The 20,552-nt window shown below is 61.7% G+C and carries 26 protein-coding genes; 5 read left to right on the plus strand and 21 right to left on the minus strand.

Annotated elements, in window-relative coordinates; genetic code table 11:
* Nucleotides 1–41: 41 nt before the first annotated feature.
* The 9 genes from PR017_RS04055 to PR017_RS04095 all read right to left on the minus strand — a co-directional run bounded on the left by PR017_RS04055 (nucleotide 42) and on the right by PR017_RS04095 (nucleotide 4,745).
* Nucleotides 42–566, minus strand: coding sequence for a tyrosine phosphatase family protein (locus PR017_RS04055; RefSeq protein ID WP_111220415.1), 525 nt, complete (start codon nucleotides 564–566; stop codon nucleotides 42–44).
* A complete protein-coding gene (locus tag PR017_RS04060; protein ID WP_111220416.1) occupies nucleotides 563–1,183 on the minus strand; it encodes an HD domain-containing protein in 621 nt (206 codons plus the stop codon). The genes PR017_RS04055 and PR017_RS04060 overlap by 4 nt, the downstream gene beginning before the upstream one ends.
* Nucleotides 1,180–2,019, minus strand: a complete 840-nt coding sequence (ygfZ, locus tag PR017_RS04065) for a CAF17-like 4Fe-4S cluster assembly/insertion protein YgfZ (RefSeq protein ID WP_111220417.1) — start codon at nucleotides 2,017–2,019, stop codon at nucleotides 1,180–1,182. Before ygfZ ends, PR017_RS04060 begins: the two co-directional genes overlap by 4 nt.
* Nucleotides 2,020–2,097: 78 nt before the next feature.
* Nucleotides 2,098–2,847: a hypothetical protein gene (locus PR017_RS04070; RefSeq protein ID WP_111220418.1), complete on the minus strand. Its 750-nt coding sequence runs from the start codon at nucleotides 2,845–2,847 to the stop codon at nucleotides 2,098–2,100.
* A 16-nt stretch (nucleotides 2,848–2,863) separates the two neighbouring features.
* Nucleotides 2,864–3,121, minus strand: coding sequence for a hypothetical protein (locus PR017_RS04075; RefSeq protein ID WP_142829924.1), 258 nt, complete (start codon nucleotides 3,119–3,121; stop codon nucleotides 2,864–2,866).
* 109 nt (nucleotides 3,122–3,230) lie between these two features.
* Complete coding sequence (locus PR017_RS04080; RefSeq protein ID WP_111220420.1) at nucleotides 3,231–3,656, minus strand: TIGR02301 family protein; 426 nt, start codon at nucleotides 3,654–3,656, stop codon at nucleotides 3,231–3,233.
* Nucleotides 3,657–3,715: 59 nt separating this feature from the next.
* A complete protein-coding gene (locus PR017_RS04085; protein WP_111220421.1) occupies nucleotides 3,716–4,132 on the minus strand; it encodes an NUDIX hydrolase in 417 nt (138 codons plus the stop codon).
* On the minus strand, nucleotides 4,129–4,446 hold the full coding sequence (locus PR017_RS04090; protein ID WP_111220422.1) for an addiction module antidote protein: 318 nt from the start codon (nucleotides 4,444–4,446) through the stop codon (nucleotides 4,129–4,131). Before PR017_RS04090 ends, PR017_RS04085 begins: the two co-directional genes overlap by 4 nt.
* Nucleotides 4,443–4,745, minus strand: coding sequence for a type II toxin-antitoxin system RelE/ParE family toxin (locus PR017_RS04095; RefSeq protein WP_111220785.1), 303 nt, complete (start codon nucleotides 4,743–4,745; stop codon nucleotides 4,443–4,445). The genes PR017_RS04090 and PR017_RS04095 overlap by 4 nt, the downstream gene beginning before the upstream one ends.
* 68 nt (nucleotides 4,746–4,813) lie before the next feature.
* On the opposite strand from PR017_RS04095, the gene PR017_RS04100 reads away from it, so the two are divergent.
* Genes PR017_RS04100 through PR017_RS04110 form a run of 3 tightly spaced genes read left to right on the plus strand, consistent with a single transcriptional unit; the run spans nucleotide 4,814 to nucleotide 6,585 of the window.
* Nucleotides 4,814–5,134: a YnfA family protein gene (locus PR017_RS04100; protein ID WP_111220786.1), complete on the plus strand. Its 321-nt coding sequence runs from the start codon at nucleotides 4,814–4,816 to the stop codon at nucleotides 5,132–5,134.
* Nucleotides 5,135–5,176: 42 nt separating this feature from the next.
* Nucleotides 5,177–5,941, plus strand: coding sequence for an SOS response-associated peptidase (locus PR017_RS04105; protein WP_111220423.1), 765 nt, complete (start codon nucleotides 5,177–5,179; stop codon nucleotides 5,939–5,941).
* A gap of 32 nt (nucleotides 5,942–5,973) precedes the next feature.
* Nucleotides 5,974–6,585 (plus strand): LysE/ArgO family amino acid transporter, encoded by a 612-nt coding sequence (locus PR017_RS04110; protein WP_111220424.1) that lies wholly within the window; start codon nucleotides 5,974–5,976, stop codon nucleotides 6,583–6,585.
* Here PR017_RS04110 and PR017_RS04115 read toward each other — a convergent pair.
* The 5 genes from PR017_RS04115 to PR017_RS04135 all read right to left on the minus strand — a co-directional run bounded on the left by PR017_RS04115 (nucleotide 6,582) and on the right by PR017_RS04135 (nucleotide 12,844).
* The gene (locus PR017_RS04115) at nucleotides 6,582–6,722 is read right to left on the minus strand and encodes a hypothetical protein (protein ID WP_164498240.1); all 141 of its coding nucleotides are present in this window, start codon (nucleotides 6,720–6,722) and stop codon (nucleotides 6,582–6,584) included. The two genes, PR017_RS04110 and PR017_RS04115, sit on opposite strands and share 4 nt — an antisense overlap.
* A 262-nt stretch (nucleotides 6,723–6,984) precedes the next feature.
* A complete protein-coding gene (pssA, locus tag PR017_RS04120; RefSeq protein ID WP_111220425.1) occupies nucleotides 6,985–7,845 on the minus strand; it encodes a CDP-diacylglycerol--serine O-phosphatidyltransferase in 861 nt (286 codons plus the stop codon).
* Nucleotides 7,846–7,866: 21 nt separating this feature from the next.
* Nucleotides 7,867–8,565 (minus strand): phosphatidylserine decarboxylase, encoded by a 699-nt coding sequence (locus tag PR017_RS04125; protein ID WP_111220426.1) that lies wholly within the window; start codon nucleotides 8,563–8,565, stop codon nucleotides 7,867–7,869.
* A 101-nt stretch (nucleotides 8,566–8,666) separates the two neighbouring features.
* The gene (locus PR017_RS04130; RefSeq protein ID WP_111220427.1) at nucleotides 8,667–10,553 is read right to left on the minus strand and encodes an ABCB family ABC transporter ATP-binding protein/permease; all 1,887 of its coding nucleotides are present in this window, start codon (nucleotides 10,551–10,553) and stop codon (nucleotides 8,667–8,669) included.
* 230 nt (nucleotides 10,554–10,783) lie between these two features.
* On the minus strand, nucleotides 10,784–12,844 hold the full coding sequence (locus tag PR017_RS04135; protein WP_240538995.1) for a LysM peptidoglycan-binding domain-containing protein: 2,061 nt from the start codon (nucleotides 12,842–12,844) through the stop codon (nucleotides 10,784–10,786).
* 156 nt (nucleotides 12,845–13,000) lie between these two features.
* Between PR017_RS04135 and PR017_RS04140 the strand changes: the two genes are divergently transcribed.
* Nucleotides 13,001–13,624, plus strand: a complete 624-nt coding sequence (locus PR017_RS04140; protein ID WP_111220788.1) for an LOG family protein — start codon at nucleotides 13,001–13,003, stop codon at nucleotides 13,622–13,624.
* A gap of 13 nt (nucleotides 13,625–13,637) precedes the next feature.
* On the opposite strand, the gene rarD is transcribed toward PR017_RS04140, so the two are convergent.
* The 7 genes from rarD to cysS all read right to left on the minus strand — a co-directional run bounded on the left by rarD (nucleotide 13,638) and on the right by cysS (nucleotide 20,298).
* Complete coding sequence (gene rarD, locus PR017_RS04145; RefSeq protein WP_111220428.1) at nucleotides 13,638–14,549, minus strand: EamA family transporter RarD; 912 nt, start codon at nucleotides 14,547–14,549, stop codon at nucleotides 13,638–13,640.
* A gap of 91 nt (nucleotides 14,550–14,640) precedes the next feature.
* Nucleotides 14,641–16,257 (minus strand): citramalate synthase, encoded by a 1,617-nt coding sequence (gene cimA / locus PR017_RS04150; RefSeq protein WP_111220429.1) that lies wholly within the window; start codon nucleotides 16,255–16,257, stop codon nucleotides 14,641–14,643.
* Nucleotides 16,258–16,406: 149 nt separating this feature from the next.
* Nucleotides 16,407–17,366 (minus strand): prolyl aminopeptidase, encoded by a 960-nt coding sequence (gene pip / locus PR017_RS04155; RefSeq protein WP_111220430.1) that lies wholly within the window; start codon nucleotides 17,364–17,366, stop codon nucleotides 16,407–16,409.
* Nucleotides 17,363–17,839 carry a GFA family protein gene (locus tag PR017_RS04160; RefSeq protein WP_111220431.1) on the minus strand — a complete coding sequence of 159 codons (477 nt, stop codon included), beginning with the start codon at nucleotides 17,837–17,839 and terminating at the stop codon, nucleotides 17,363–17,365. Before PR017_RS04160 ends, pip begins: the two co-directional genes overlap by 4 nt.
* Nucleotides 17,832–18,317 (minus strand): GFA family protein, encoded by a 486-nt coding sequence (locus PR017_RS04165; protein WP_111220432.1) that lies wholly within the window; start codon nucleotides 18,315–18,317, stop codon nucleotides 17,832–17,834. The genes PR017_RS04160 and PR017_RS04165 overlap by 8 nt, the downstream gene beginning before the upstream one ends.
* Nucleotides 18,314–18,679 carry an endonuclease domain-containing protein gene (locus tag PR017_RS04170; RefSeq protein ID WP_111220433.1) on the minus strand — a complete coding sequence of 122 codons (366 nt, stop codon included), beginning with the start codon at nucleotides 18,677–18,679 and terminating at the stop codon, nucleotides 18,314–18,316. The genes PR017_RS04165 and PR017_RS04170 overlap by 4 nt, the downstream gene beginning before the upstream one ends.
* Nucleotides 18,680–18,906: 227 nt before the next feature.
* Complete coding sequence (gene cysS, locus PR017_RS04175; protein ID WP_111220434.1) at nucleotides 18,907–20,298, minus strand: cysteine--tRNA ligase; 1,392 nt, start codon at nucleotides 20,296–20,298, stop codon at nucleotides 18,907–18,909.
* Between cysS and PR017_RS04180 the strand changes: the two genes are divergently transcribed.
* Complete coding sequence (locus tag PR017_RS04180) at nucleotides 20,297–20,527, plus strand: hypothetical protein (RefSeq protein WP_133255592.1); 231 nt, start codon at nucleotides 20,297–20,299, stop codon at nucleotides 20,525–20,527. The genes cysS and PR017_RS04180 overlap by 2 nt on opposite strands.
* Nucleotides 20,528–20,552: the final 25 nt, after the last annotated feature.

A 20,552-nucleotide genomic window follows, 5' to 3' on the forward strand; every position in this document is an offset into this window, starting at 1 on the left:
TCTACAATGTCGGGCGGTAGATGGAGCAATTGCCAGCCCGGTCAACCAGCCGGGTCTAGCGGTAAGACAAAAGGCATGTTGCCGTCGCTGTCCGCACCGCGCCCAGCAGACTTGACTGCTGCGACCAGTCGACCCTGCCGCCCGAGCAACTGATCGCCAAAAGCCACCAGCCGTGAATTCGGCGTTGCCTGCGGCGAGGCGCGGCGCAGGCGAGCGACAAGCGCGACGTCATCGACATCGGGATCTATTGCCAGTGACGCGATCAGCGCTGCTGCCGGCGAACGGGAAACGCCCATCCAGCAGTGGATCAGCAATGGGGCGGAGCGGTCCCAACTCCGCGCAAAGGCGATGATCTGCTCGGCATGGGCTTCCTGGGGTGCGACCAGCTTGTCATTGCCGGCAAAGACGATGTCGTTCATGCCGAGCAGCAGATGGCGGTTGGCCGAGATCACCGCGGGCCGGTGGAAGCTGTGCTGTTCGGCCATCAGGCTTATCATCTCGCGGGCTCCATGGCGCACAGCCATCTCGGCAATGCGTTCCAGCGGTGAAACGACGATGTCGCTCATCGTACGGAACTCGCGGATCTGCGTCTCTCTGCCTCCAGCGCCTCGAACCGGGCGAGGAACAGCGCTTGCGCCTCTATGGCGGGCAGGGGGTCGATCGGCAGCATCTCCTGGACGATATCGCGCGGCTGGCCGAAGAATTTTCTAGCCTCCGAAGGAGTGAAACCGGCGAGAACGGTCGCTTCGAAATAGGCGGCGATGGTGTCCGCCTTCTTGATGTTGTCCTTGAGCAAGCGCGACGGATGGGCTGGCAGGCCGAAGCGCAGGTGGATTGCGGCTTCGAGCCGCTTTTCCACGGCCTTGTAGCCGCCGCCGACCACCGCCTTAAACGGCGAAATCATGTCGCCGATGACATATTCCGGTGCGTCATGCAGCAAGGCCATAAGCAGGTCATCGGCAGTAGTCGGCACGATCCGCCGCAGGATATCCTCTACGACGAGACAATGCTGTGCGACCGAAAATGCGTTGCTACCAGACGTCTGGCCGTTCCAGCGGGCGACGCGCGCCAACCCGTGGGCAATATCTCCGATTTCGACGTCGAGCGGCGAGGGATCGAGCAAATCGAGACGGCGCCCCGACAGCATGCGCTGCCACGCGCGCGGTTCTTTCGTCAATGTCACGCCGTGGCCTCGTCGGCCTTGCTTGGGAATGAAAGCCCGGACCATGCGGGCAGGGCCAATGACACCGGCAGTTCGCCTGCAAGGATAGGCATGTCGCTCGCCATGGCCTCTCCCGCCCTGTCGATGCGGACGATGGCAAGGCCTCTGTTGGCGGAGACTGAGCCCAATGTGCCGATCGGCTTCCCGCCGGCAAGAAGAGGCGTTCCAGTTTCCGGAAGATCGGCATCAGCCGAGACCAGCACCAGCCGCTTGCGGGCGGTGCCGCGATGCTGCATGCGCGACACCACTTCCTGGCCGACATAGCATCCCTTCCGGAAGGAGAGCCCGCCGTTCAGATCCATCAGCACATCATGGGGAAATGCGTCCTGCAGCGAAAAGTCGATGCCGGAGGAGGGAACGCCCGCTGCAATGCGCGCGGTATCGTAGATGGCGACGGCACCGTCACCGTGAGCGCCTGGAACGCGGTGAAGTGCAATGCCCGCCTTTGCAAAGCGGCTGTCGGCATAGCCGCTGTTGTCAGCGTCGCCCCAGCTGACGGTAACGCCCTGATCGTCGGAAGCCGTAATCTCGACCGCCGCCCGAAGTCGATACATCGAAAGCCGCTTCAGCAACGCTTCGCCCTGGACGCTGTCCGTCTCGACGACAAAGCCGTCGCCGTTGCGCCAGATCATGAAGTCGAACATTATTTTGCCCTGCGGTGTCAGCAGGGCTCCCGGACGTGCTTCGCTTGCAGCAAGTGCGCCGAGATCGGTGGTGATCAGGTTTTGCAGGAATGATTCGGCCTCTGCGCCGGTGATGCGCAGCAGCGAGCGATCATTGAGAAATACGGCTGGCATGGGCAATCCGTCACGTTTGTGATGAGGCCTGAAAATAGGCATGACGGGAGACGATCGCAAGTTCCCGCCGCTGGCAGGCTATTCGCTGGCCGAGAAGAACTTCCACTTGCCGTCAGGAGTGATTCCCACCCGGTAGAAATTGTAGCCACCGAACTCCAGCATGTCGGAGTAGTCGCCGGCCGTGACGATCCGCATCAGGTCGACCTTTTCAGGCGCCGTCAGCGTCTTGATGTCTTTTTCGGCGAAGTACGGCCACACATACATTTCATTCGGCGTCCCCTGGCCGACATGGGCAAAGCCGGTCGATAGGAGGTCGAGAAGGATCGACATCACCTCGATACCGTCCTTGTCGCCGGAGAGGTCGTGAAGGGACTTGATAGGGTCTTCGCCCGGATCGTCAGCCGTTACCTGCGTCTGGTTAAGACCGCCGCCGACATTCATCAGCGGGCGCAGGCGTTCCGGATCGCCGGAGGCGGCGGCCTCGACGATGGCCTCGCGCAATTTGCGCACCGCGTCAGGCGCCTTGTTGATATCAAAGAGGAATTCGACAGATTTGGTTGGAGTGCCGCTCGCTGGCGCACTGTCGCCCGTGCTTGGCGCAGCCTGGCTGTTCACCAGCGGGTCAGGCATGGGGATGCCCTTGCTGGGTGCTTCCAATGCCTGCAGGACGGGCTTCTCGCGTGGTGTAGCAGGAGCTTGCTTCACAGCATCGTTAAGGAGCGAAAATGCAAAGGCGGGTGCGGCCGACATGGCGCTTGCTGCCAGAAGCGTCGCAGCCATCACGGAGGTGACAGACTGTCGCAGAACATCGCCCATGGCACGCGGCATAAAAGATCTCTTGAGGTTATTGCAGGGAACGGATCGGCGAGAACTCGCCCGACAACATGCGTTCGCGGAGCGATTCGAGCAAGGCCTCGGCACCCTGTTCGCCCTGAAGACGAATGGTCTCGCGCAAGGCATGGGCGATGGCTGCGCCGGCAATGATTTCCGGTTCGATACCATCGGCTACACCGTCAGCCCAGGCTTCGTTCTGATATTCCAGAGCCGCCTGCATCTTCTCATGGACGATCATGTCGTCGATGTCGTTGAGGCTTGGTTCCATCATTTTCTTTATCCTCGAGAACGCCCGGTGTACTTACTGCCCGGTTAACAAGTTTAACAGCCTTTTCCTAAAACGACACGGGTCGCTATGGAAAGAGGTTAATAAAGCGTCAATTTCCGAACCGCGCAGTTATTTCGCCAGCGAGTGTTGCGCCTTCGTTACGGTACTGCTGTTCGGCGGTCATAGCCTGTGGCGTGCAATCCGTATAGACGGAAGCGAAAGATCTATAGCCACGGTTGAATGCAGCAGTCATTCGTTCCTTCCTTTTCGGCTCGTTCTTCGTCTCCGTGTCCAACAGTTTTTGCATGGCTTCGCGCCAATCTTGCGGCTCTGTTGGCGCACACAGGTGCCGAAGATAGGTCACCGAACCCAGAATTTCACCCAGCCGCAGCAGCTTATCGTCGTATGGCGCAGGCGTCCCCGCATCTGCCGGCGGCGGATCCGGTGCAGGCTCTGCCTTGGGCGACGCCGCCTCAGCCTGGATGCAGCACAGCGATAGCAACAGCGAGATGACGATGACAGGCCGTGGAATCATCGCGCCAGTTGACAGGCTGCGGAGGCTGCGAGCAAGTGGTCTGGCCGCTTCTCCCGCAATTAATGCGTTTGCGACAGCTTCTCGACGCATTCGAGCACGCTGTCCGGCACCGGCAATACCCTGATCTCGTCGAGCGTGAACCAGCCGACCTCAGCCGCATCGTCGGCCGCAGTGGCAACCGCATCCTCGTCGGCATCGACCAGAAATACGGAGAGGAAGAAGTGGCTGTCCGCGCTGCCGTCCTTGCCCGGATGGCGAAGATTATAGGTCGCAAAGGGCCGGGGATTGCTGACGGCAATACCGGTCTCCTCCTCGAACTCGCGCATCGCCGTATCGGCCGGTGTCTCGCCGGCCTCCGCCCGCCCGCCCGGAAATGCATACATGTCCTTGGACGGAGGGTTGCGGCGCATCACGAGCAAAAACCGCCCGTCGCGCTCGAGGATCCCGGAGGATGCAGGCTGTGGGGTTGGGGTCATGGGGCGACGTTGATTTCAGGCATTGGAGTGACTTGCGGCTTCACCCGCAGATCGAAACCCACAGCCTTGATTACCCGCAGGATGGTGCCAAACTCCGGACTGCCATTGCCACTCAGAGCGCTATCGAGGCCTTCTTTAGAAAGGCCTGCGTCTTCTGCGACCTTGCTCATGCCCTTGGCGCGAGCGACCTCGCCAAGTGCTGCCGCGATCGTCGCTGCGTCCGCTTCCTCGAAAATAGCTTCCAGGAACAAGGCGATCTTTTCGTCCGTGTCCAGATGACGGGAAACATCCCACTTTTCTGTTTTCAGTGTCATCGAAATTTCCTCGCCGCCTCAGCCAGCGTCCTCGCCTTGGTGATGTCATCGACCTGGCTGCTTTTGTCACCGCCACAAAGCAACAGCACGACTACGCTTTCTAACATCGTGTAATACACTCTGTACCCGGGACCGTAATCAATCCGCAGTGCCAACACGCTATTGCCGAGGCTTTTGTGACCACCAGCATTTCCATTGGCAAGACGAAAAATCCGTGCGTTTATCCGTGCCTTTGCCCGCTCGTCTCGCAGTCGCGAAAACCAGCCGGCATAGACTTCGGTTTCGCGGATCTCGATCACGAGCCAAGCGTAGATCAATCGCTGTCTACAGGCAAGATTTCGATAACTGGCGGCATGGGTTGCGAATGATCACGTACGGGCTTTACGCATTGGCAGCGCTAGCGGAGATTGCCGGCTGCTTTGCCTTCTGGGGCTGGATGCGGCTGGGCAAGCCGGTCTGGTGGCTGGCTCCCGGCATGCTGTCGCTGGCGATATTTGCCTGGCTTTTGACACTCGTGCCGAGCGAGGCGGCCGGGCGCACGTTTGCTGCCTATGGCGGCATCTACATCGTTGCGTCGGTGCTGTGGCTTTGGCTGGTCGAGGGGCGGGCGCCTGACCGGTGGGATATTTCCGGTGCCGTCGTTTGCCTGGCGGGAACGTCGCTGATCCTGTTTGGCCCGCGCGGCTAGCGTGGCCTTGACCGGACCTGCGGTGAATGCAAGACAGATCTCATGTGCGGCCGATTTGCGTTGAAAGCGACGCCCGAGGAGGTGCGGGAATTGCTCGGGCTCCTTGAACTCGAGAGCTTTCCCGCGCGCTTCAACATTGCGCCGACCCAGCCGATCCTCGTCGTCGTTTCCGGTGAACGCCAGGACGCGGGCAGCAACCTCCCGGATCGTCGAGCCCTGCTCGTGCGCTGGGGGCTGACACCCTCCTGGGTCAAGGATCCCAAGGCTTTTCCCCTGCTGCTCAATGCCCGTGCCGAATCTGCGATCGAAAAGGCATCGTTCCGCGCCGCCATGCGCCATCGCCGCGTGCTGATACCCGCCTCCGGCTTTTATGAGTGGCACAGGCCCGACAAGGAGAGCGGCGAGAAGTCGCAACCATACTGGATACGCCCGCGCAACGGCGGCGTCGTGGTCTTCGCCGGATTGATGGAAACCTGGTCCTCGGCCGATGGCTCCGAAGTCGATACCGGTGCCATCCTGACCACGGCGGCAAATCGAACGATTTCACCGATCCATGACCGTATGCCCGTCGTCATCAAGCCTGAGGATTTCGCGCGATGGCTGGATTGCCGGACGCAGGAGCCGCGCGAGGTCGCAGATCTGATGGTGCCGGCCGACGAAGACCTGTTCGAGGCCATCGCTGTCTCCGATCTCGTCAACAAGGTCTCCAACATGGGCCCGGAGTTGCAGATGCCGATAGAAGTGCAGCCGCGCCTGAAGCCGGCGCGCAAACATGACCCGGGAGACGACCAGCTGCGCCTGTTCTGACGTACCTCTACTTCTGCTGTGGAAATCCCCCCATGCCAATTCTCTCCGGCGCCCTGCTCGGTGCCTCGCTGATCATCGCCATCGGGTCCCAGAACGCCTTCATCCTGCGCCAGGGGCTGCTGCGGTCGCATGTCTTCGTGCTTTGCTTGATCTGCGCGCTGTCCGACGCGGTGCTCATCGCCGCGGGCGTGGCAGGGTTGGGCTCAGTCGTGGCCCAGTCGCCGCGGCTGATAGCATTCGTTACCATCGGTGGCGCCGTGTTCCTGGGCACCTATGGCGTGCTGGCCTTTCGCCGTGCATGGCGGCCGCAGGCGATGCGCGCCGCCGGTGGCAACGGGCTGACGCTGTCGTCGGCGATTGCGACCTGCCTGGCATTCACCTTTCTCAATCCGCACGTCTACCTGGATACGGTGCTGCTGCTGGGAAGCCTGTCGGCTGCTTATGAGGGAACGGCGAGATTCGCCTATGGCGCAGGTGCTGCTGCCGCTTCGTTCGTCTGGTTCTTCGGGCTGGGCTATGGCGCGCGGTTGCTGCAGCCGGTCTTTGCCAAACCCGCCGCGTGGCGGGTCCTCGATGCAATCATCGGTGTGGTGATGAGCCTGCTTGCCCTCAGCCTGCTCTATAAATTCTATGCCGGCGCTTAAGCGATCTTCTTGGAGGTAGCAGACTTGCCCTTCAGCATCAGATGGGCGGCAGTCACGGCCTTGAGGCCGATCGGGCGGTAGAGCGATGCGAGGTCTGTCTTGGCCGGCTGTGTCGTACTTGTGTTGATGGTGCTCATGAGGATCTCCTTCCCAGGTGGTTGTAATGTTTTCTCTTTCACGGCCAATCGTGACGAATCGGAGGCGGTGCCGATCAGCTTTTGTGAACGTGCAGCATAATCCGCGAGCCTGACGCGAGGCCTGATTCGCGAATATCCTGTTCAAGACGGGGGAGATCGAAGGCATTACATGGCAATGCGGGCCGCCGGACGCGCTGGCGGGCCGTCAGCATTCGCAGAAAACTTCACTGGAAGTAGAAATCGATACGGCCAGCTGGAGGTGTCAGATATGCCGGCCGATATCGTCGTTGGCGTCATCGACATCGGGGTCTGCGGGGCCGTTGATGGTATAGGTGCCGTATTTGCGCTGCCAGGAGCGGGCGCCAAGCGGTAGAGACAGGAGGTAGCCGGCCACGGTCACGACCATGACCTCCCAGGTGTAGCTCATCAGCAGTGCCACATAGACGACGACGCCGAGCATGATCGGCAGCACGAGGTCACGGCGGATCCGGCTGCCCTCGCTCTTGCCCGACCAGACGGGCAGGCGGCTCACCAGAAGGAAGCCGATGATGACGGTGTAGGCCGAGGCGATATAGCCGAATGTCTTGTCGGGCATGATGCCGAGGAAGCCAAGATAGACGGGTGCAAGCACCAGCATCGCACCCGCCGGTGCCGGAACGCCGACGAAGTATTCGGATTGCCATGGGGCCTTGTTGTCGCGCTCGGCCATCACATTGAAGCGCGCCAGCCGCAGCCCGGCAGCGATCGCATAGATGAGGGCAGCGATCCAGCCGAGAGAATGGGCCTGGTTCAGCACGTAGACATAAAGCACCAGAGCTGGCGCCACGCCGAAGTTGACGATATCGGCGAGCGAATCCATCTGCGCACCGAATTTGGACGTCGCCCGCATCATCCGCGCAACCCGGCCGTCGACACCATCGAGAAACGCTGCAACCAGAACCATCGCGACAGATAGTTCGAAGCGCTCCTCGAAGGCGAGCCGCACACCGGTCAGCCCGGCGCAGATAGCCAGCACGGTGATAAGGTTGGGGACCATCAGCCGCAACGGGATCTCGCGCAGTCGCGGACCGCGTGCTTCTTCGTTTTCGCCCAAGGGTTCCAGCTGAGGAAATGGCGTCTTCATGTCGCGATCTCCCGGTGACGCTTAATCGCGTCGGCTGGTGGTCGGGCCTTTCAGGGACCCGAATTCGGCAATGACGGTTTCGCCGGCAATGGCCGTCTGGCCAAGGGTCACACGCGGTGAAAATCCGGCCGGCAGGAACACGTCGAGGCGCGAGCCGAAACGAATGAGGCCGATGCGCTCGCCAGCCTCGATAGGCTCGTTTGGCTGGGCAAAGCAGAGAATACGACGCGCCACGAAGCCGGCAATCTGCACGACGCCGATCTGGCCGCGCACGGTATCGATGACCATGCCGTTGCGCTCGTTCTCATCGCTGGCCTTGTCGAGTTCGGCGTTGAGGAAGTTACCCTTGCGATAGGCGATGTTGCTGATGCGGCCGCGCATCGGCGCGCGGTTCACATGGCAGTTGAAGACGTTCATGAAGATCGAGATGCGCAGCATCGGCTCGAAACCGAGGTTCAGCTCGGCCGGTGGCGTGATCATCACAACGCTCGATACCTTGCCGTCAGCCGGCGATATCACGAGGTCCTCGTCCTGCGGCGTCAACCGCTCGGGATCACGAAAGAAGTAGGCGCACCAGAGGGTCAGGATCAGGCCGATCCAGAATAGCGGCTTGAAAAACCACCCGAGGACCAGCGATGCCACGAAGAAAGCGGCAACGAAGACGTAGCCCTCCTTGTGGACAGGGACGATCGTATTGCGGATGGTATTGTACAAGCTCATCGATGGCGGCCTTCCGTTGTTAGCCCTGACGCTGACTACAGGCAAAACGGGCGGCAAGCAATGCCGGCGCGACCGCCGCCCCCAGCTGATCGCGCTGCTGATCAGGTCGCCGGCGAGAGGCGGACGACGACGCCGAGGTCGTCGCTTTCGCGAACCTGCTTCAGATGCTCTTCCGCCTGGGTCGCTTCGCGTTGGCGGTTCCACATGGAGGCGTAGAGGCCGTTCTGCTCCAGCAGGCCGGCGTGGGTGCCGCGCTCGGCAATCTCCCCGCTCTTGAGAACGATGATCTCGTCGGCGCCGATAACGGTCGACAGCCGGTGGGCGATGACCAGCGTCGTGCGGTTCTTCGAGACCACGTCGAGCGCAGCCTGGATCTCCTGTTCCGTCGTCGTGTCGAGTGCCGAGGTCGCCTCGTCGAGGATCAGCACCGGCGGCGCTTTGAGAATGGTGCGGGCGATGGCGACGCGCTGCTTCTCGCCGCCGGAGAGCTTCAGGCCGCGCTCGCCGACCTTGGTCTCGAAACCATCGGGGAGCTGGTCGATGAAATGGCCGATCTGCGCCACTTCGGCAGCAGCCAGAACGGCAGCGTCGTCGGCGTCCGGGCGGCCGTAGCGGATATTGTAGGCAATCGTGTCGTTGAATAGCACCGTGTCCTGCGGCACCATGCCGATTGCCTTGCGTAGGCTTTTCTGGGTGACGCTGCGCACATCCTGGCCGTCGATGGTGATCGTGCCGCTCTGGACGTCGTAGAAACGATACAGCAGCCGCGACAACGTCGACTTGCCGGCGCCGGAGGGGCCCACCACCGCCACAGTCTTGCCAGCCGGCACCTCGAAGGAGATCCCCTTTAGGATCGGTCGCGCCGCATCATAGGCGAAATGCACATTGTTGAAGGCAATGGCGCCTTGTTGGATCGTCAGTTCGGTAGCCCCGGGCGCGTCGGTGACCTCGGCTTGAACCTCGAGCAGATCGAACATCTCCTCGATGTCGGTCAGACCCTGGCGAATTTCGCGGTAGACGAAACCGATGAAATTGAGCGGCACCGAGAGCTGCAGCAACATCGAGTTGACGAAGACGAAATCGCCGACCGTCTGGGTGTGGTTTATCACGGCATAGGCCGAGAAGATCAGCATGACGGTGGTGCCGAGACCGAAGATCACGCCTTGGCCGAAATTGAGCCAGCCGAGCGACGTCCAGACATCGGTCGCGGCCTTCTCGTAACGCGCCATCGAGTTGTCGAAGCGCTTGGCCTCCATCTCCTCGTTGCCGAAATATTTGACAGTTTCGAAGTTCAACAGCGAATCGATGGCCTTGGTGTTGGCGTCCGTGTCGCTGTCGTTCATCGTGCGACGGATCGAGATGCGCCAGTCGCTGGCCCGTACCGTGAACCAGATGTAGATGGTGACGGTGACCGCTGTTATCGCGAGGTAGGAGAAACCGTAGCCCCACCAGAAGATCGCCGCCGTCAGCAGGAATTCGACGAAGGTCGGGACCGTGTTGAGGATTGTAAAGCGAACGATCGTTTCGATGCCCTTGGTGCCGCGTTCGATGACCCGCGAAAGGCCACCGGTCTTGCGCTCCAGATGAAACCGCAACGACAACTGGTGCATGTGCACGAAGGTGCGGAACGCCAGCTGGCGCACGGCGTGCTGGCCGACGCTGGCAAACAGAGCGTCGCGCAGCTGGTTCAGGGCGAGCTGGATCAGCCGCGTGACATTGTAGGCGATGACGAGGGCAACTGCGCCCATCATGAAGTTCGGTACGATGCCGTTCAGGTCCATCTTGCCGTTCAGCGCGTCGATCGACCACTTGAAGAAATAGGGGACGAGCAGGAGCACGAACTTGGAGATCAGCAGGAAGACCGAAGCCCAGACGACGCGCATCTTGAGATCGGTGCGGCCGGCCGGCCACATGTAGGGCCACAGATTGAGGATGGTGCGGAACGGATTGCTGGCATCCGCCGAAATCGTCTTCTTGCCGTCTGCCATGCAACTCTCCCGCATCACCGGGGATCTGGAGTGCCGGTAAGATCCGGGCGATCACGCGGTGTAAAAATGCCGCTGGTCTGTATGGCCTCACGGGCCATGCCGGCCGGGGCACCCGGCGCACGCATATACTATTCGAGGGTCGTTCGAAAAGTTTTATGATCACTTTAACGCGAAAGGCCGGGCGAAAATTCTACCCGGCCCTTTCCTGACGCAAAACCATGGTGATCCGGCTAGAGATGCTTGCCCGACAGGCGCTGGCGATGCAGCTCTTCCGAGTTCGGCAGTGCGTCCTTCGGCAGGCCGAAGACCTGTCCGGGCAAGATGCGGTCGGGATTGTGGATCTTGTCCTCGTTGGCAAGATAGATCGTCGTGTACCGCACACCCAATCCATAGGTTCGCCTGGAAATCTGCCAGAGCGTATCGCCCTGGCGGATGATGACCGCGTTCTTGTTGACGGCAAGCGGTGCCTGTTCGTAGGTCTTGACGTCGGAAGGATCTGTTTCGGCCGATCGGGCTTGTGCCGCGGCAACCGATCCGGCTGCAGGTTTCAGCAGCGGCGCGATCAGCTGGTCGAGACGGGCGATTACCGCACCGACTGCCACGGGATCGCGCGGCAGCGGCTCCAGCAGTGCCAGTGCCTTGCCAGCACCGTCGGATGCCATGGACGAGGCCTGTTTCAGAGCCGCGCTGGCATCGATGGCCGGGCGGAAATCGCGCAGCCCCTTCAGCGCAAACTCCGTGCCGGAGCGGGCCGCGGCGAGCTGTTCGTTGCCCGGCATCTGGCCACCCTGGAAAAGGCCCTTGAGCAGCGCGAAGGCACGTCCGAGATCGCTGCGCAGCTTGCCGAGCTGCCCCTCGTCGAGGGCCGCTGCAGGCGCCGGGTTAACGGCGGCGGCGGCCGGCGACTGGGCGGCAACCGTCAGCTGGCTTCCTTCCGGACGGTTGAAATTGACCGCTGTGCGCACGATGACCTTGCCGTTGGCATCAAGGCCATCGACCCGGATGGTATGATCGCCGACCGCCAATGGCATGGCGCCGTCGATGACGAAATGGCCATCGCCGCCGGCCGTGCTCTCGCCGATCTGCTTTTCGTCGGCATAGGCGCGAACCTTGAGGTTGGCGCGCGTGGCTCCGGCGACGAACAGATGGTCGTTCTCGACCTCGACAGCGCTGATGACCAGTCCTGCATGATCGGTGGTCGCCGGTGGGGTGCCGGCATCTGCTGGCGTTGCGGCAGGATCGACGCTTGCCGTGGCGGGTGCGGTAGTGGCGTCAGGCGCTGCCGAAGGAGCCGGCGCCGCCGCCGACTTGGTGGCCGGTGCGGTGACACGCGGCTGCTTGGCTTCCGGAGCGGTCATGATGCGGCTTGCCTCGCCGGGCTTGGTAACCATCGCCAGCAGCTGCGAAGACCCATCCTTGGGAATGGATACGGTTGCAGTCTCCTCGGAGACGACGGATGTGCCGTCCTTGCCAGTGGATTTCAGGGTGATCTCGTGGTCGCCAGCGGGAAGTGGATTGTCGAGCACGGCAGCGAAATCGCCTCCCGGCCCGACTTCGGTCGAGTTGATCACCTTGTCGCCGTCGATGATGTCGAGCTTGGTGCCTGGCGCGGCACGGCCGGCGATGACAGTCGAGCCATCAGGCTCGACGCGCAACACGTCGAAGGCCGGCTTGATGGGGGCGGCCGGTGCCTGCGCCAGCGGTGTGGGATCGCCGAGCAGCACAGCGCGGGCACGGTCGATTGCGGCGACGGCATCGGCGATGTTTTCCGGAAGCGCCTTGATGACGGCCAGGGCCTTGCCGGCACCCTGATGTGACTTGTCGATCAGAGTTGCGGTCGCCGGATCTGCATTGTCGGGTTTGGCGACATCGACGATTGCCTGCAGGCTATTGATTGTCTTGGTCTTTGCGGCATCGAAGACATCCTCTGTCGGTCCCTTGCCATCGGCAAACAGCGCCTTGAGCTCGGCAAGCGCGGTGGTGGCCTTATCCTTTAGGGCACCGATCATGACGGCTATGTCGATGGGCGCTGGCGAAGGTGCCGTTGCCGGTGCGGCCGACTTGGCGGCTCCATCTGCAGCGGGCGCCGTCGCATCTGCGGTCTTTGCCGGCGTATCCGCCGGTTTCGCGGTGTTGTCGGCGATAATGTTGCCCACCTGCGAGCTTGCGTGATTGATGGCGTCGCCGATCGGCTTCTTGTCGCTGCCAATGCGGGGCAGCACGAAGAAGACCATCAGGATGGTCGCAATTACCAGCACCAACAAGGCCAGCAATCCGGCACGGTTCTTCATTATCAAGGTCTCCAGGCGGCATCGTCGTCGCAGTTGTAAAAATTGCTAACGATTTCCGCTGCTTTTACAAGCTTGCTCAGCTATTTCCGGGGAATGAGGCACAGGTTTTCCGTTAAATTTCTTGACTGGGCATCTGCTGCATTGTTGTTTGCAGGCATGAATCAAGAATCTTTGCCAATTCAATCCATCTGCGTCTATTGCGGCTCCCGCCCCGGACGTGACCCTGCCCACATGGAAGCCGGCCGCGCGCTGGGCAAGGCGATTGCCGAAAGCGGCCTCCGTCTCGTCTATGGCGGTGGCACCAAAGGTATCATGGGTGCCGTTGCCTCCGGCGTACTGTCCAATGGCGGACAGGTGACCGGGATCATCCCGGAATTCCTCGTCGACATGGAAGCGACGCGCCATTCGCTCGGCCAGCTCGACGAGTTGATCATCACTCCCGACATGCACACCCGCAAGCACCGGATGTTCGAGCGGGCGGACGCCTTCGTGGCGTTGCCGGGCGGTATCGGCACACTCGAGGAAATCGTCGAGATCATGACCTGGGCGCAGCTCGGCCAGCACGAAAAGCCGATGGTCTTTGCCAATATCAACGGGTTCTGGGATCCGATGATGGAGCTAATCCGTCACATGACCGGCGAGGGCTTCGTCCACACCGCCCACAGGGTCCAGCCGATGGTCATCGATGCCGTCGCCGATATCGTCCCCGCAGTTCTCGCCCACGCCGCCGAGACGAAGGCCGGTCGCGCCGGAGACGAGAGTGTGATTTCCAAGATGTAGACCCGCTGCAGGCTCAGCGCCCGCGGCTGGTTTTCAGCATCGACCACGTGTAGAGCACGAGCCCGGCCCAGATCAGCGGGAAAGCTATCATGCGGGCCGTGCCAAGCGGCTCGTGGAAAACGAATACGGCCAGCAGGAAAACCATGGTCGGCACGATGTACTGCAGGATGCCGATCGTCGACAGGCGTAGCAACTTTGCGCCGTTGGCATAGATCATCAAGGGCAGGGCGGTGACGAGGCCGCAGCCGACCAGCAACATCGTATCGTTGGCGCCAGTGGCATAGAGATGGCCCTGGCCGATGCTTTCCAGATAAACGATATAACCAAGCGCCGGCAGGCCGAGCAGCAGCACTTCAAGGAAAAATCCCTGGTTCGGTCCGACCGGCAGCGTCTTTCGGAAAAAGGCGTACAGCCCCCATGACAGCGTCAGCAGGAGCGCCACCCACGGCGGACGTCCGGCATCGACAGCAAGGATCACCACGGCGATAGCGGCGAGCAGGATCGCCACCAGCTGCGGCATCGAGATCCTCTCCTTGAGCAGCAGCGCTCCGAGCGCGATGCTGAACAGCGGATTGATGAAATAGCCGAGCGCCGCATCCAGCGAATGGCCATTGCCGATCGCCCAGACATAGGTCCCCCAGTTGATCGTCACCAGCAATGCCGTCATCGAGGCCAGCGCGATGGTCCGAGGGCTCCTGAGCGCCGCCTTCAGGTCGCCCGTCCGCCCGAGGAACAGCAGCACGGCGCCCGCCACCGGCACCGACCAGACGATGCGATGGGCGATGACCTCGGCTGCCGGGATATGGGCGAGCGCTTTCATGTAGAGCGGCAGTATTCCCCAGAACAGATAGGCCGCCAGCGCAAAGGCAAAACCGCGCGGACTGTCTTCGTTCTTCACCAGGGTGGCGGTTGCATCGGCAGCCATCGGATGTTTCCATATTTTGTTGTAATGGTCCGATTAGCCGATGCGCCCGCACTTCACCAATTCATTTCCTTGACGGACCTATTCGTGGCGCTCACTCTGCGGCGATCTTGCCGGCCATATGGCGGTTCTTCATCAGCTTGTAGACGACCGAATCCGTCAGTGCTTCGAAGGATGCATCGATGATGTTTTCGGATACGCCGACCGTCCACCAGCGCACCCCGTCGCTGTCGTTCGATTCGATCAGCACCCGGGTGATCGCCTCGGTGCCGCCATTGAGGATACGCACCTTGAAGTCCGCCAGCACGAGGTCCTCGATCTCGGCCTGGTATTTGCCGAAATCGCGGCGCAGCGCCAGATCGAGCGCGTTGACCGGCCCGTCTCCCTCCGCCACCGACATGATCGTCTTGCCGTCGATGATCAACCGCACCACGGCCTCGGAGACGGTCTTCACCCGTCCGTGCGAATCGAAGCGTCGCTCGACCATCACCCGAAAGCCGTCGATCGAGAAGAATTCGGGGATGGTGCCAAGTGTGCGGCGGGCCAGCAGCTCGAAGCTGGCGTCCGCACCCTCATAGGCATAGCCGAAGGATTCCCGTTCCTTGACGATCGAGATCAGCCGATCGAGTTTCGGATCGTCCTTGGCGACGGTGATGCCGCGCCGCTTCAGCGCATTGATGAAATTGGCCTTTCCGCCCTGATCCGAGACCATCACCTTGCGAAAATTGCCGACGCTTTCCGGAGGCACGTGCTCGTAGGTGCGCGGATCTTTCAGCAGGGCCGAGGCATGGATGCCGGCTTTCGTCGCAAAGGCCGAGCCGCCGACATAGGGCGCCTGATGGTTCGGCGACCGGTTGAGCAGTTCGTCGAAGGCATGCGACAGGCCGGTCAGCCCAATCAGCCGTTCGCCGTCGATGGCGGTCTCGAAGCGGGTGTTGTAGGCGCTCTTCAGTGCCAGCGTCGGGATCAGCGTCACCAGATCGGCATTGCCGCAGCGCTCACCGAGGCCGTTGAGAGTTCCCTGGATCTGCCGCACTCCGGCCTCCACGGCCACCAGCGAATTGGCCACCGCCTGGCCGGTATCGTTATGGGCATGGATGCCGAGTGCTTCGCCGGGTACTCCCTCGGCAATGACGGCTTCGATGATGGCGCGGATTTCCGACGGCTGCGTGCCGCCGTTGGTGTCGCAGAGCACCACCCAGCGGGCGCCGGCAGCATAGGCCGCCCTGGCGCAGGCCAGCGCATAACCGGGGTTGGCCTTGTAGCCATCGAAGAAGTGTTCGCAGTCGACCAGAGCCTCCTTGCCGGCGGCAACCGCCGCCTTGACGCTCTCGGTGATACAGTCGAGATTTTCCGCGTTCGAGATCCCGAGTGCGACCTCGACATGGTAGTCCCAGCTCTTGGCGACGAAACAGATGGCATCGCCGCTCGCCTGCAGCAGGCCCGCAAGCCCGGGGTCGTTGGAAGCCGAGACGCCCGCCCGCTTGGTCATGCCGAAGGCGACGAACGACGCGTTCTTGGTTCGCTTCTGGCTGAAGAATGCCGTGTCGGTCGGGTTGGCGCCGGGATAGCCGCCCTCGATATAGTCGAGCCCGAAATCGTCGAGCAGGTTTGTAATGGCGATCTTGTCCTCGACGGAAAAATCGACACCGGGCGTCTGCTGACCGTCGCGCAGCGTCGTGTCGAACAGGTAGATTTTTTCACGTGTCATGGCGACCCTCCCGGGAATTTGCTGCGTGCGGAGGGTTGCCCCCCTCTGTCGGCCGGGCCGACATCTCCCCCACGAGCGGGGAGATCAGTCTGTGGTCAGCCTCCTTGCCCGCAGTCTCGATGCGCGAGGGGCTGGTGGCTCCGACCGAATTACGCCTTACCCGCAAACCGGTCGGTCGCGCGGATCAGCTGGTCGAGAATGCCGGGCTCGGAATAGGCGTGTCCGGCCCCCTCGATCAGGTGAAACTCCGCCTTCGGCCAAGCCTTGTGTAGCTCCCACGCATATTTTGCCGGGCAGGGCATGTCATAGCGTCCGTGGACGATCACGCCGGGAATGTCCTTGAGGCGCACCGCGTCCCGTATCAACTGGCCTTCCTCGAGCCAGCCGGCGTTGACGAAGAAATGGTTCTCGATGCGCGCAAAGGCATAGGCGAATTCATCACCCTCGAACGCCGTGCTGGTGGAAGGTTCCGGCAGCAGCGTGATCGTCTCGCCTTCCCAGATCGACCAGGCCTTGGCGGCGGCGAGGCGCACATGGCTGTCCTCATGGGTCAGGCGGCGGTGATAGGCGAGCATCATCTCGTGGCGCTCGTCAGCCGGAATATGGGCGACGAAGCGCTCCCACTTGTCGGGAAACATTTCGGAGACGCCGAACTGGTAGTACCAGTCGAGCTCGGCCTTGGTCAGCGTGTAGATGCCACGCACCACCAGCTCGCTCACCCGCTCCGGAAACTTTTCCGCATAGGCCAGCGCCAGCGTCGATCCCCAGGAACCGCCGAACACCAGCCATTTCTCCACGCCAGCCATTTCCCGCAGCTGTTCGATGTCGTCGACCAGGTGCCAGGTGGTGTTGGCATTCAGATCTGCCGCCGGCGTCGACTTGCCGCAACCGCGCTGGTCGAACAGCGTCACGTCATAGAGCGCCGGATCGAACAGCCGCCGATGGCTCGGCGATATCGTGCCTCCGGGGCCGCCGTGCAGGAAGACCGCTGGCTTTGCACCGGGCGTACCGATGCGCTCCCAGTAGACGACATGGCCATCTCCGACATCAAGGTGGCCGGAGGCATAGGGTTCAATCTCGGGGTAGAGGGTACGCAGGACTTCGGTCATAGGTTCAAACCTTTGGAGGGCCAGGTGTCGGTGTCATGGTCGGGGTGCTGGAAGGAGATGATCGCTTCCTGGCGGGCATAGAAATCGGGGTCAGCATGAACCGGCTGCTCGAAGATCGTCTCTATCCATGGCAGGCGGGCGTCATGGTTCACCTGGATCTGCGGCGACAGATCGGCGCGCTTGTCAAAGGCGCCGATGGCGATCTCCATCCCGCCGGGATGGCGGTAGGTGAGGGGCGTGCCGCAATCCCTGCAAAATCCGCGCTCGATGTTGACCGACGAGCGGAAATAGCTGGGCTCCCCCCGCGTCCATTCGGTAGCATCCTCAGGCGTTGTAACCAGCGCCGAAAACAGGCCGCCGAACTGCTTCTGGCACATGCGACAGTGACAGATCGACGGCCGCCCGAGCGCTCCGGTGATCCTGAACCGCACCGCGCCGCACTGGCAGCCGCCGCTTCTGGTGGTCTCAGTCATGCTTCGCCTCCGCTGGCCATGTGGCCGTATCGTGATCGGGATGCTGGTAGGAAACGATGTTCGCCAAGAACGGCAGGGCAGCGATGTCCTCCTCCGTCGGGTGACCCGGCAGCTCCTGAAGATGGTCCACGAAGGCGATCTTGGCCTCCGTGCCATATTGCAGCTTAGGTGGCAGAACGGCAGGATTATCGAATGCGCCGGCGGCAAGAGCGATGCCATCCGGCGCTTCATAGGTCAACGGAGTGCCGCATTCGTCACAAAATCCGCGAGCAACGATATTGGACGACTGAAAGCGCTTCGGCGTCCCACGTGTCCACTCCAGTATAGCTTTCCGAGTGGAGACCAGCGGTGCGTAATAGCCGCCGAAGGCCTTCTGGCACATTCGACAATGACAGATCGAAACGTCCTCGAGCGATCCCTCGACCCGGAAGCGCACCGCGCCGCATTGGCAGCCGCCGCTTCTGGTGAGTTGTGTCATGGCGTGTCTCCCGTTGAGAGGACGATGTGAAGGCAGACGGCGTCGATGTCCGTGAGGATGTCGCCGTTCCAGAAGCGGAGAACTGTCCAGCCGTCTTGCTGAAGGCGTATCGTGCGTTGCTGGTCGTAGGAAACCGCCTCTGAATCGCCATGTTGGGAACCGTCGACCTCCACGATCAGCCGATGGCTCGGGCAGGCGAAATCGACGATGTAGCCGGCGATCGGCATCTGGCGGCGGAAGCTGAGTCCCATCAGGCGGTGGGCACGCAGCTCGTTCCAGAGTTTCAGTTCTGCGTCGGTCATCGCCTTGCGCATCTGGCGGGCGTTGGAACGCATTTTTGGAGGGATGGGCATATGCGGCACGTTACCCCCCTCTGTCACTGCGTGACATCTCCCCCACAAGGGGGGAGATTGGCTGGCGGCGTGATTTTGTTGCACACCGAGCACCCGAGTTTCCGACAACTTCTCTTTCCGATCAAGTGAGCGGAATGACAATGCAACAAGGCCGCCGCACCCACCCAATCTCCCCCCTTGTGGGGGAGATGTCACCGAAGGTGACAGAGGGGGGTATGCCGCGGCAGCCGCTGAAGTCACCGCTTGATCTCCCAAGTCGTCACCCGCTCGCCCGTTACCGCGTCCTTGCCGTCCTTCAACTGCACACCCTTCGCGGACAACTCGTCGCGAACCTTGTCGGCCTCGGCAAAATTCTTTGCCTTCAGCAGTTCTAGGCGCATCTGCACCAGCGCATCGATCGCCGCCGTCAGATCGGCGCCGACGTTCTTTTTCTCAGGCAGCACGCCAAGTAGCGCAGCGCTTGCGGCAAACACCGGCAGCACCGCCGGATCGGTATTGGCGGCCTGGGCAAGCGCATGCAATGCCTGAACGGCAGCAACGGTGTTCAGATCGTCGGCCAACGCATCGACCACCGAGGTGGGCGGTGCCGCGTTCGAGGGGCCTGCCGCCGGCCATTTGGCGATCAGCCGTTCGGCTTCCTCCAGCCGCTTCACCGAAAAGTCGATCGGCTCGCGGTAATGCGTCATTAGCATCGCCAGCCGCAGCACTTCGCCGGGCCATGTCCGCCCGCCAAGCTTGTCGGTTTCCAGCAGCTCGGCGATGGTGACGAAGTTGCCGTCGGATTTCGACATCTTGCGGCCTTCGACCTGCAGGAAGCCGTTGTGCATCCAGACATTGGCCATGACAGCCGTGCCGTGGGCGCAACGGGACTGGGCGATCTCGTTCTCATGGTGTGGAAAGATCAGGTCGAGGCCGCCGCCGTGGATGTCGAAGACGTCGCCGAGGTAGCGGCGGCTCATCGCCGAGCATTCGATATGCCAGCCCGGCCGGCCACGGCCCCAAGGGCTGTCCCAGCCGGGTTCGTCGGCATCGGACAGTTTCCACAGCACGAAGTCGCCGGAGTTCTTCTTGTGAACATCGACTGCGACCCGGGCGCCGGCCTGCTGCTCGTCGAGATTTCGCTTTGACAGCTGGCCGTAATCCGCCATCGATTTCGTGTCGAACAGCACTTCGCCCGCTGCCGCATAGGCATGGCCTTTCTCCACCAGCGCCTCGATGATCGAAATCATCTGGCCGATGTTGTCGGTGGCGCGCGGCTGCACGGTCGGCTCGAGGCAGCCGAGCGCCATCACATCCTTCTGGTACTGGCTGTCGGTCTTTTCCGTGACCAGCCTGATGGCAGCATTGAGCTCCATGCCGGGATAATCGCGCAGGGCGCGGGCGTTGATCTTGTCGTCGACATCCGTGATGTTGCGCACATAGGTGACGTGCTCGGACCCATAGACCTGCCTGAGAAGCCGGAACAGCACGTCGAAGACGATGGCCGGGCGGGCGTTGCCGATATGGGCGAAGTCGTAGACGGTCGGACCGCAGACATAGAGGCGGACATTGCTCGCATCGATCGGTACGAACACGCTCTTTTCGCGCGTTAGGGTATTGTAAAATTTCAGCTCAGGCGTCACGCCCATGTCCACTCTCCCAGATGCACGATCGAAAAAAAATCGTCGCGGCCGGCGGACCGGGCGTTTCATCTTTGCGCAATGGGGAGACGAAAACGGCCAGGCCAGCGGTGCGCTAGCGAATAATTTTCCGGCAGATGCTGCAAATAGCTGTTTTCATGGCTGGCTTTATGGCGCGATGCAGGATTTTGGTCAAGAGGAGCGCAGGCTTCGCGGATGTAGTCTTGCGATTTATTGACTGACCCAGCGCTGGCTCTATGCGC

The organism is Rhizobium tumorigenes (assembly GCF_003240565.2).
GTDB lineage: Bacteria > Pseudomonadota > Alphaproteobacteria > Rhizobiales > Rhizobiaceae > Rhizobium > Rhizobium tumorigenes.

Bases quoted from the DNA above. Each gene is read 5' to 3' on its own strand.
- PR017_RS04055 (WP_111220415.1), bottom strand. From the start codon at position 566: ATGAGCGACATCGTCGTTTCACCGCTGGAACGCATTGCCGAGATGGCT.
- ygfZ (WP_111220417.1), bottom strand. From the start codon at position 2,019: ATGCCAGCCGTATTTCTCAATGATCGCTCGCTGCTGCGCATCACCGGC.
- PR017_RS04070 (WP_111220418.1), bottom strand. From the start codon at position 2,847: ATGCCGCGTGCCATGGGCGATGTTCTGCGACAGTCTGTCACCTCCGTG.
- PR017_RS04075 (WP_142829924.1), bottom strand. From the start codon at position 3,121: ATGGAACCAAGCCTCAACGACATCGACGACATGATCGTCCATGAGAAG.
- PR017_RS04080 (WP_111220420.1), bottom strand. From the start codon at position 3,656: ATGATTCCACGGCCTGTCATCGTCATCTCGCTGTTGCTATCGCTGTGC.
- PR017_RS04085 (WP_111220421.1), bottom strand. From the start codon at position 4,132: ATGACCCCAACCCCACAGCCTGCATCCTCCGGGATCCTCGAGCGCGAC.
- PR017_RS04090 (WP_111220422.1), bottom strand. From the start codon at position 4,446: ATGACACTGAAAACAGAAAAGTGGGATGTTTCCCGTCATCTGGACACG.
- PR017_RS04105 (WP_111220423.1), top strand. From the start codon at position 5,177: ATGTGCGGCCGATTTGCGTTGAAAGCGACGCCCGAGGAGGTGCGGGAA.
- PR017_RS04110 (WP_111220424.1), top strand. From the start codon at position 5,974: ATGCCAATTCTCTCCGGCGCCCTGCTCGGTGCCTCGCTGATCATCGCC.
- PR017_RS04115 (WP_164498240.1), bottom strand. From the start codon at position 6,722: ATGAGCACCATCAACACAAGTACGACACAGCCGGCCAAGACAGACCTC.
- pssA (WP_111220425.1), bottom strand. From the start codon at position 7,845: ATGAAGACGCCATTTCCTCAGCTGGAACCCTTGGGCGAAAACGAAGAA.
- PR017_RS04125 (WP_111220426.1), bottom strand. From the start codon at position 8,565: ATGAGCTTGTACAATACCATCCGCAATACGATCGTCCCTGTCCACAAG.
- PR017_RS04130 (WP_111220427.1), bottom strand. From the start codon at position 10,553: ATGGCAGACGGCAAGAAGACGATTTCGGCGGATGCCAGCAATCCGTTC.
- PR017_RS04135 (WP_240538995.1), bottom strand. From the start codon at position 12,844: ATGAAGAACCGTGCCGGATTGCTGGCCTTGTTGGTGCTGGTAATTGCG.
- PR017_RS04140 (WP_111220788.1), top strand. From the start codon at position 13,001: ATGAATCAAGAATCTTTGCCAATTCAATCCATCTGCGTCTATTGCGGC.
- rarD (WP_111220428.1), bottom strand. From the start codon at position 14,549: ATGGCTGCCGATGCAACCGCCACCCTGGTGAAGAACGAAGACAGTCCG.
- cimA (WP_111220429.1), bottom strand. From the start codon at position 16,257: ATGACACGTGAAAAAATCTACCTGTTCGACACGACGCTGCGCGACGGT.
- pip (WP_111220430.1), bottom strand. From the start codon at position 17,366: ATGACCGAAGTCCTGCGTACCCTCTACCCCGAGATTGAACCCTATGCC.
- PR017_RS04160 (WP_111220431.1), bottom strand. From the start codon at position 17,839: ATGACTGAGACCACCAGAAGCGGCGGCTGCCAGTGCGGCGCGGTGCGG.
- PR017_RS04165 (WP_111220432.1), bottom strand. From the start codon at position 18,317: ATGACACAACTCACCAGAAGCGGCGGCTGCCAATGCGGCGCGGTGCGC.
- PR017_RS04180 (WP_133255592.1), top strand. From the start codon at position 20,297: ATGTCCACTCTCCCAGATGCACGATCGAAAAAAAATCGTCGCGGCCGG.
- cysS (WP_111220434.1), bottom strand. From the start codon at position 20,298: ATGGGCGTGACGCCTGAGCTGAAATTTTACAATACCCTAACGCGCGAA.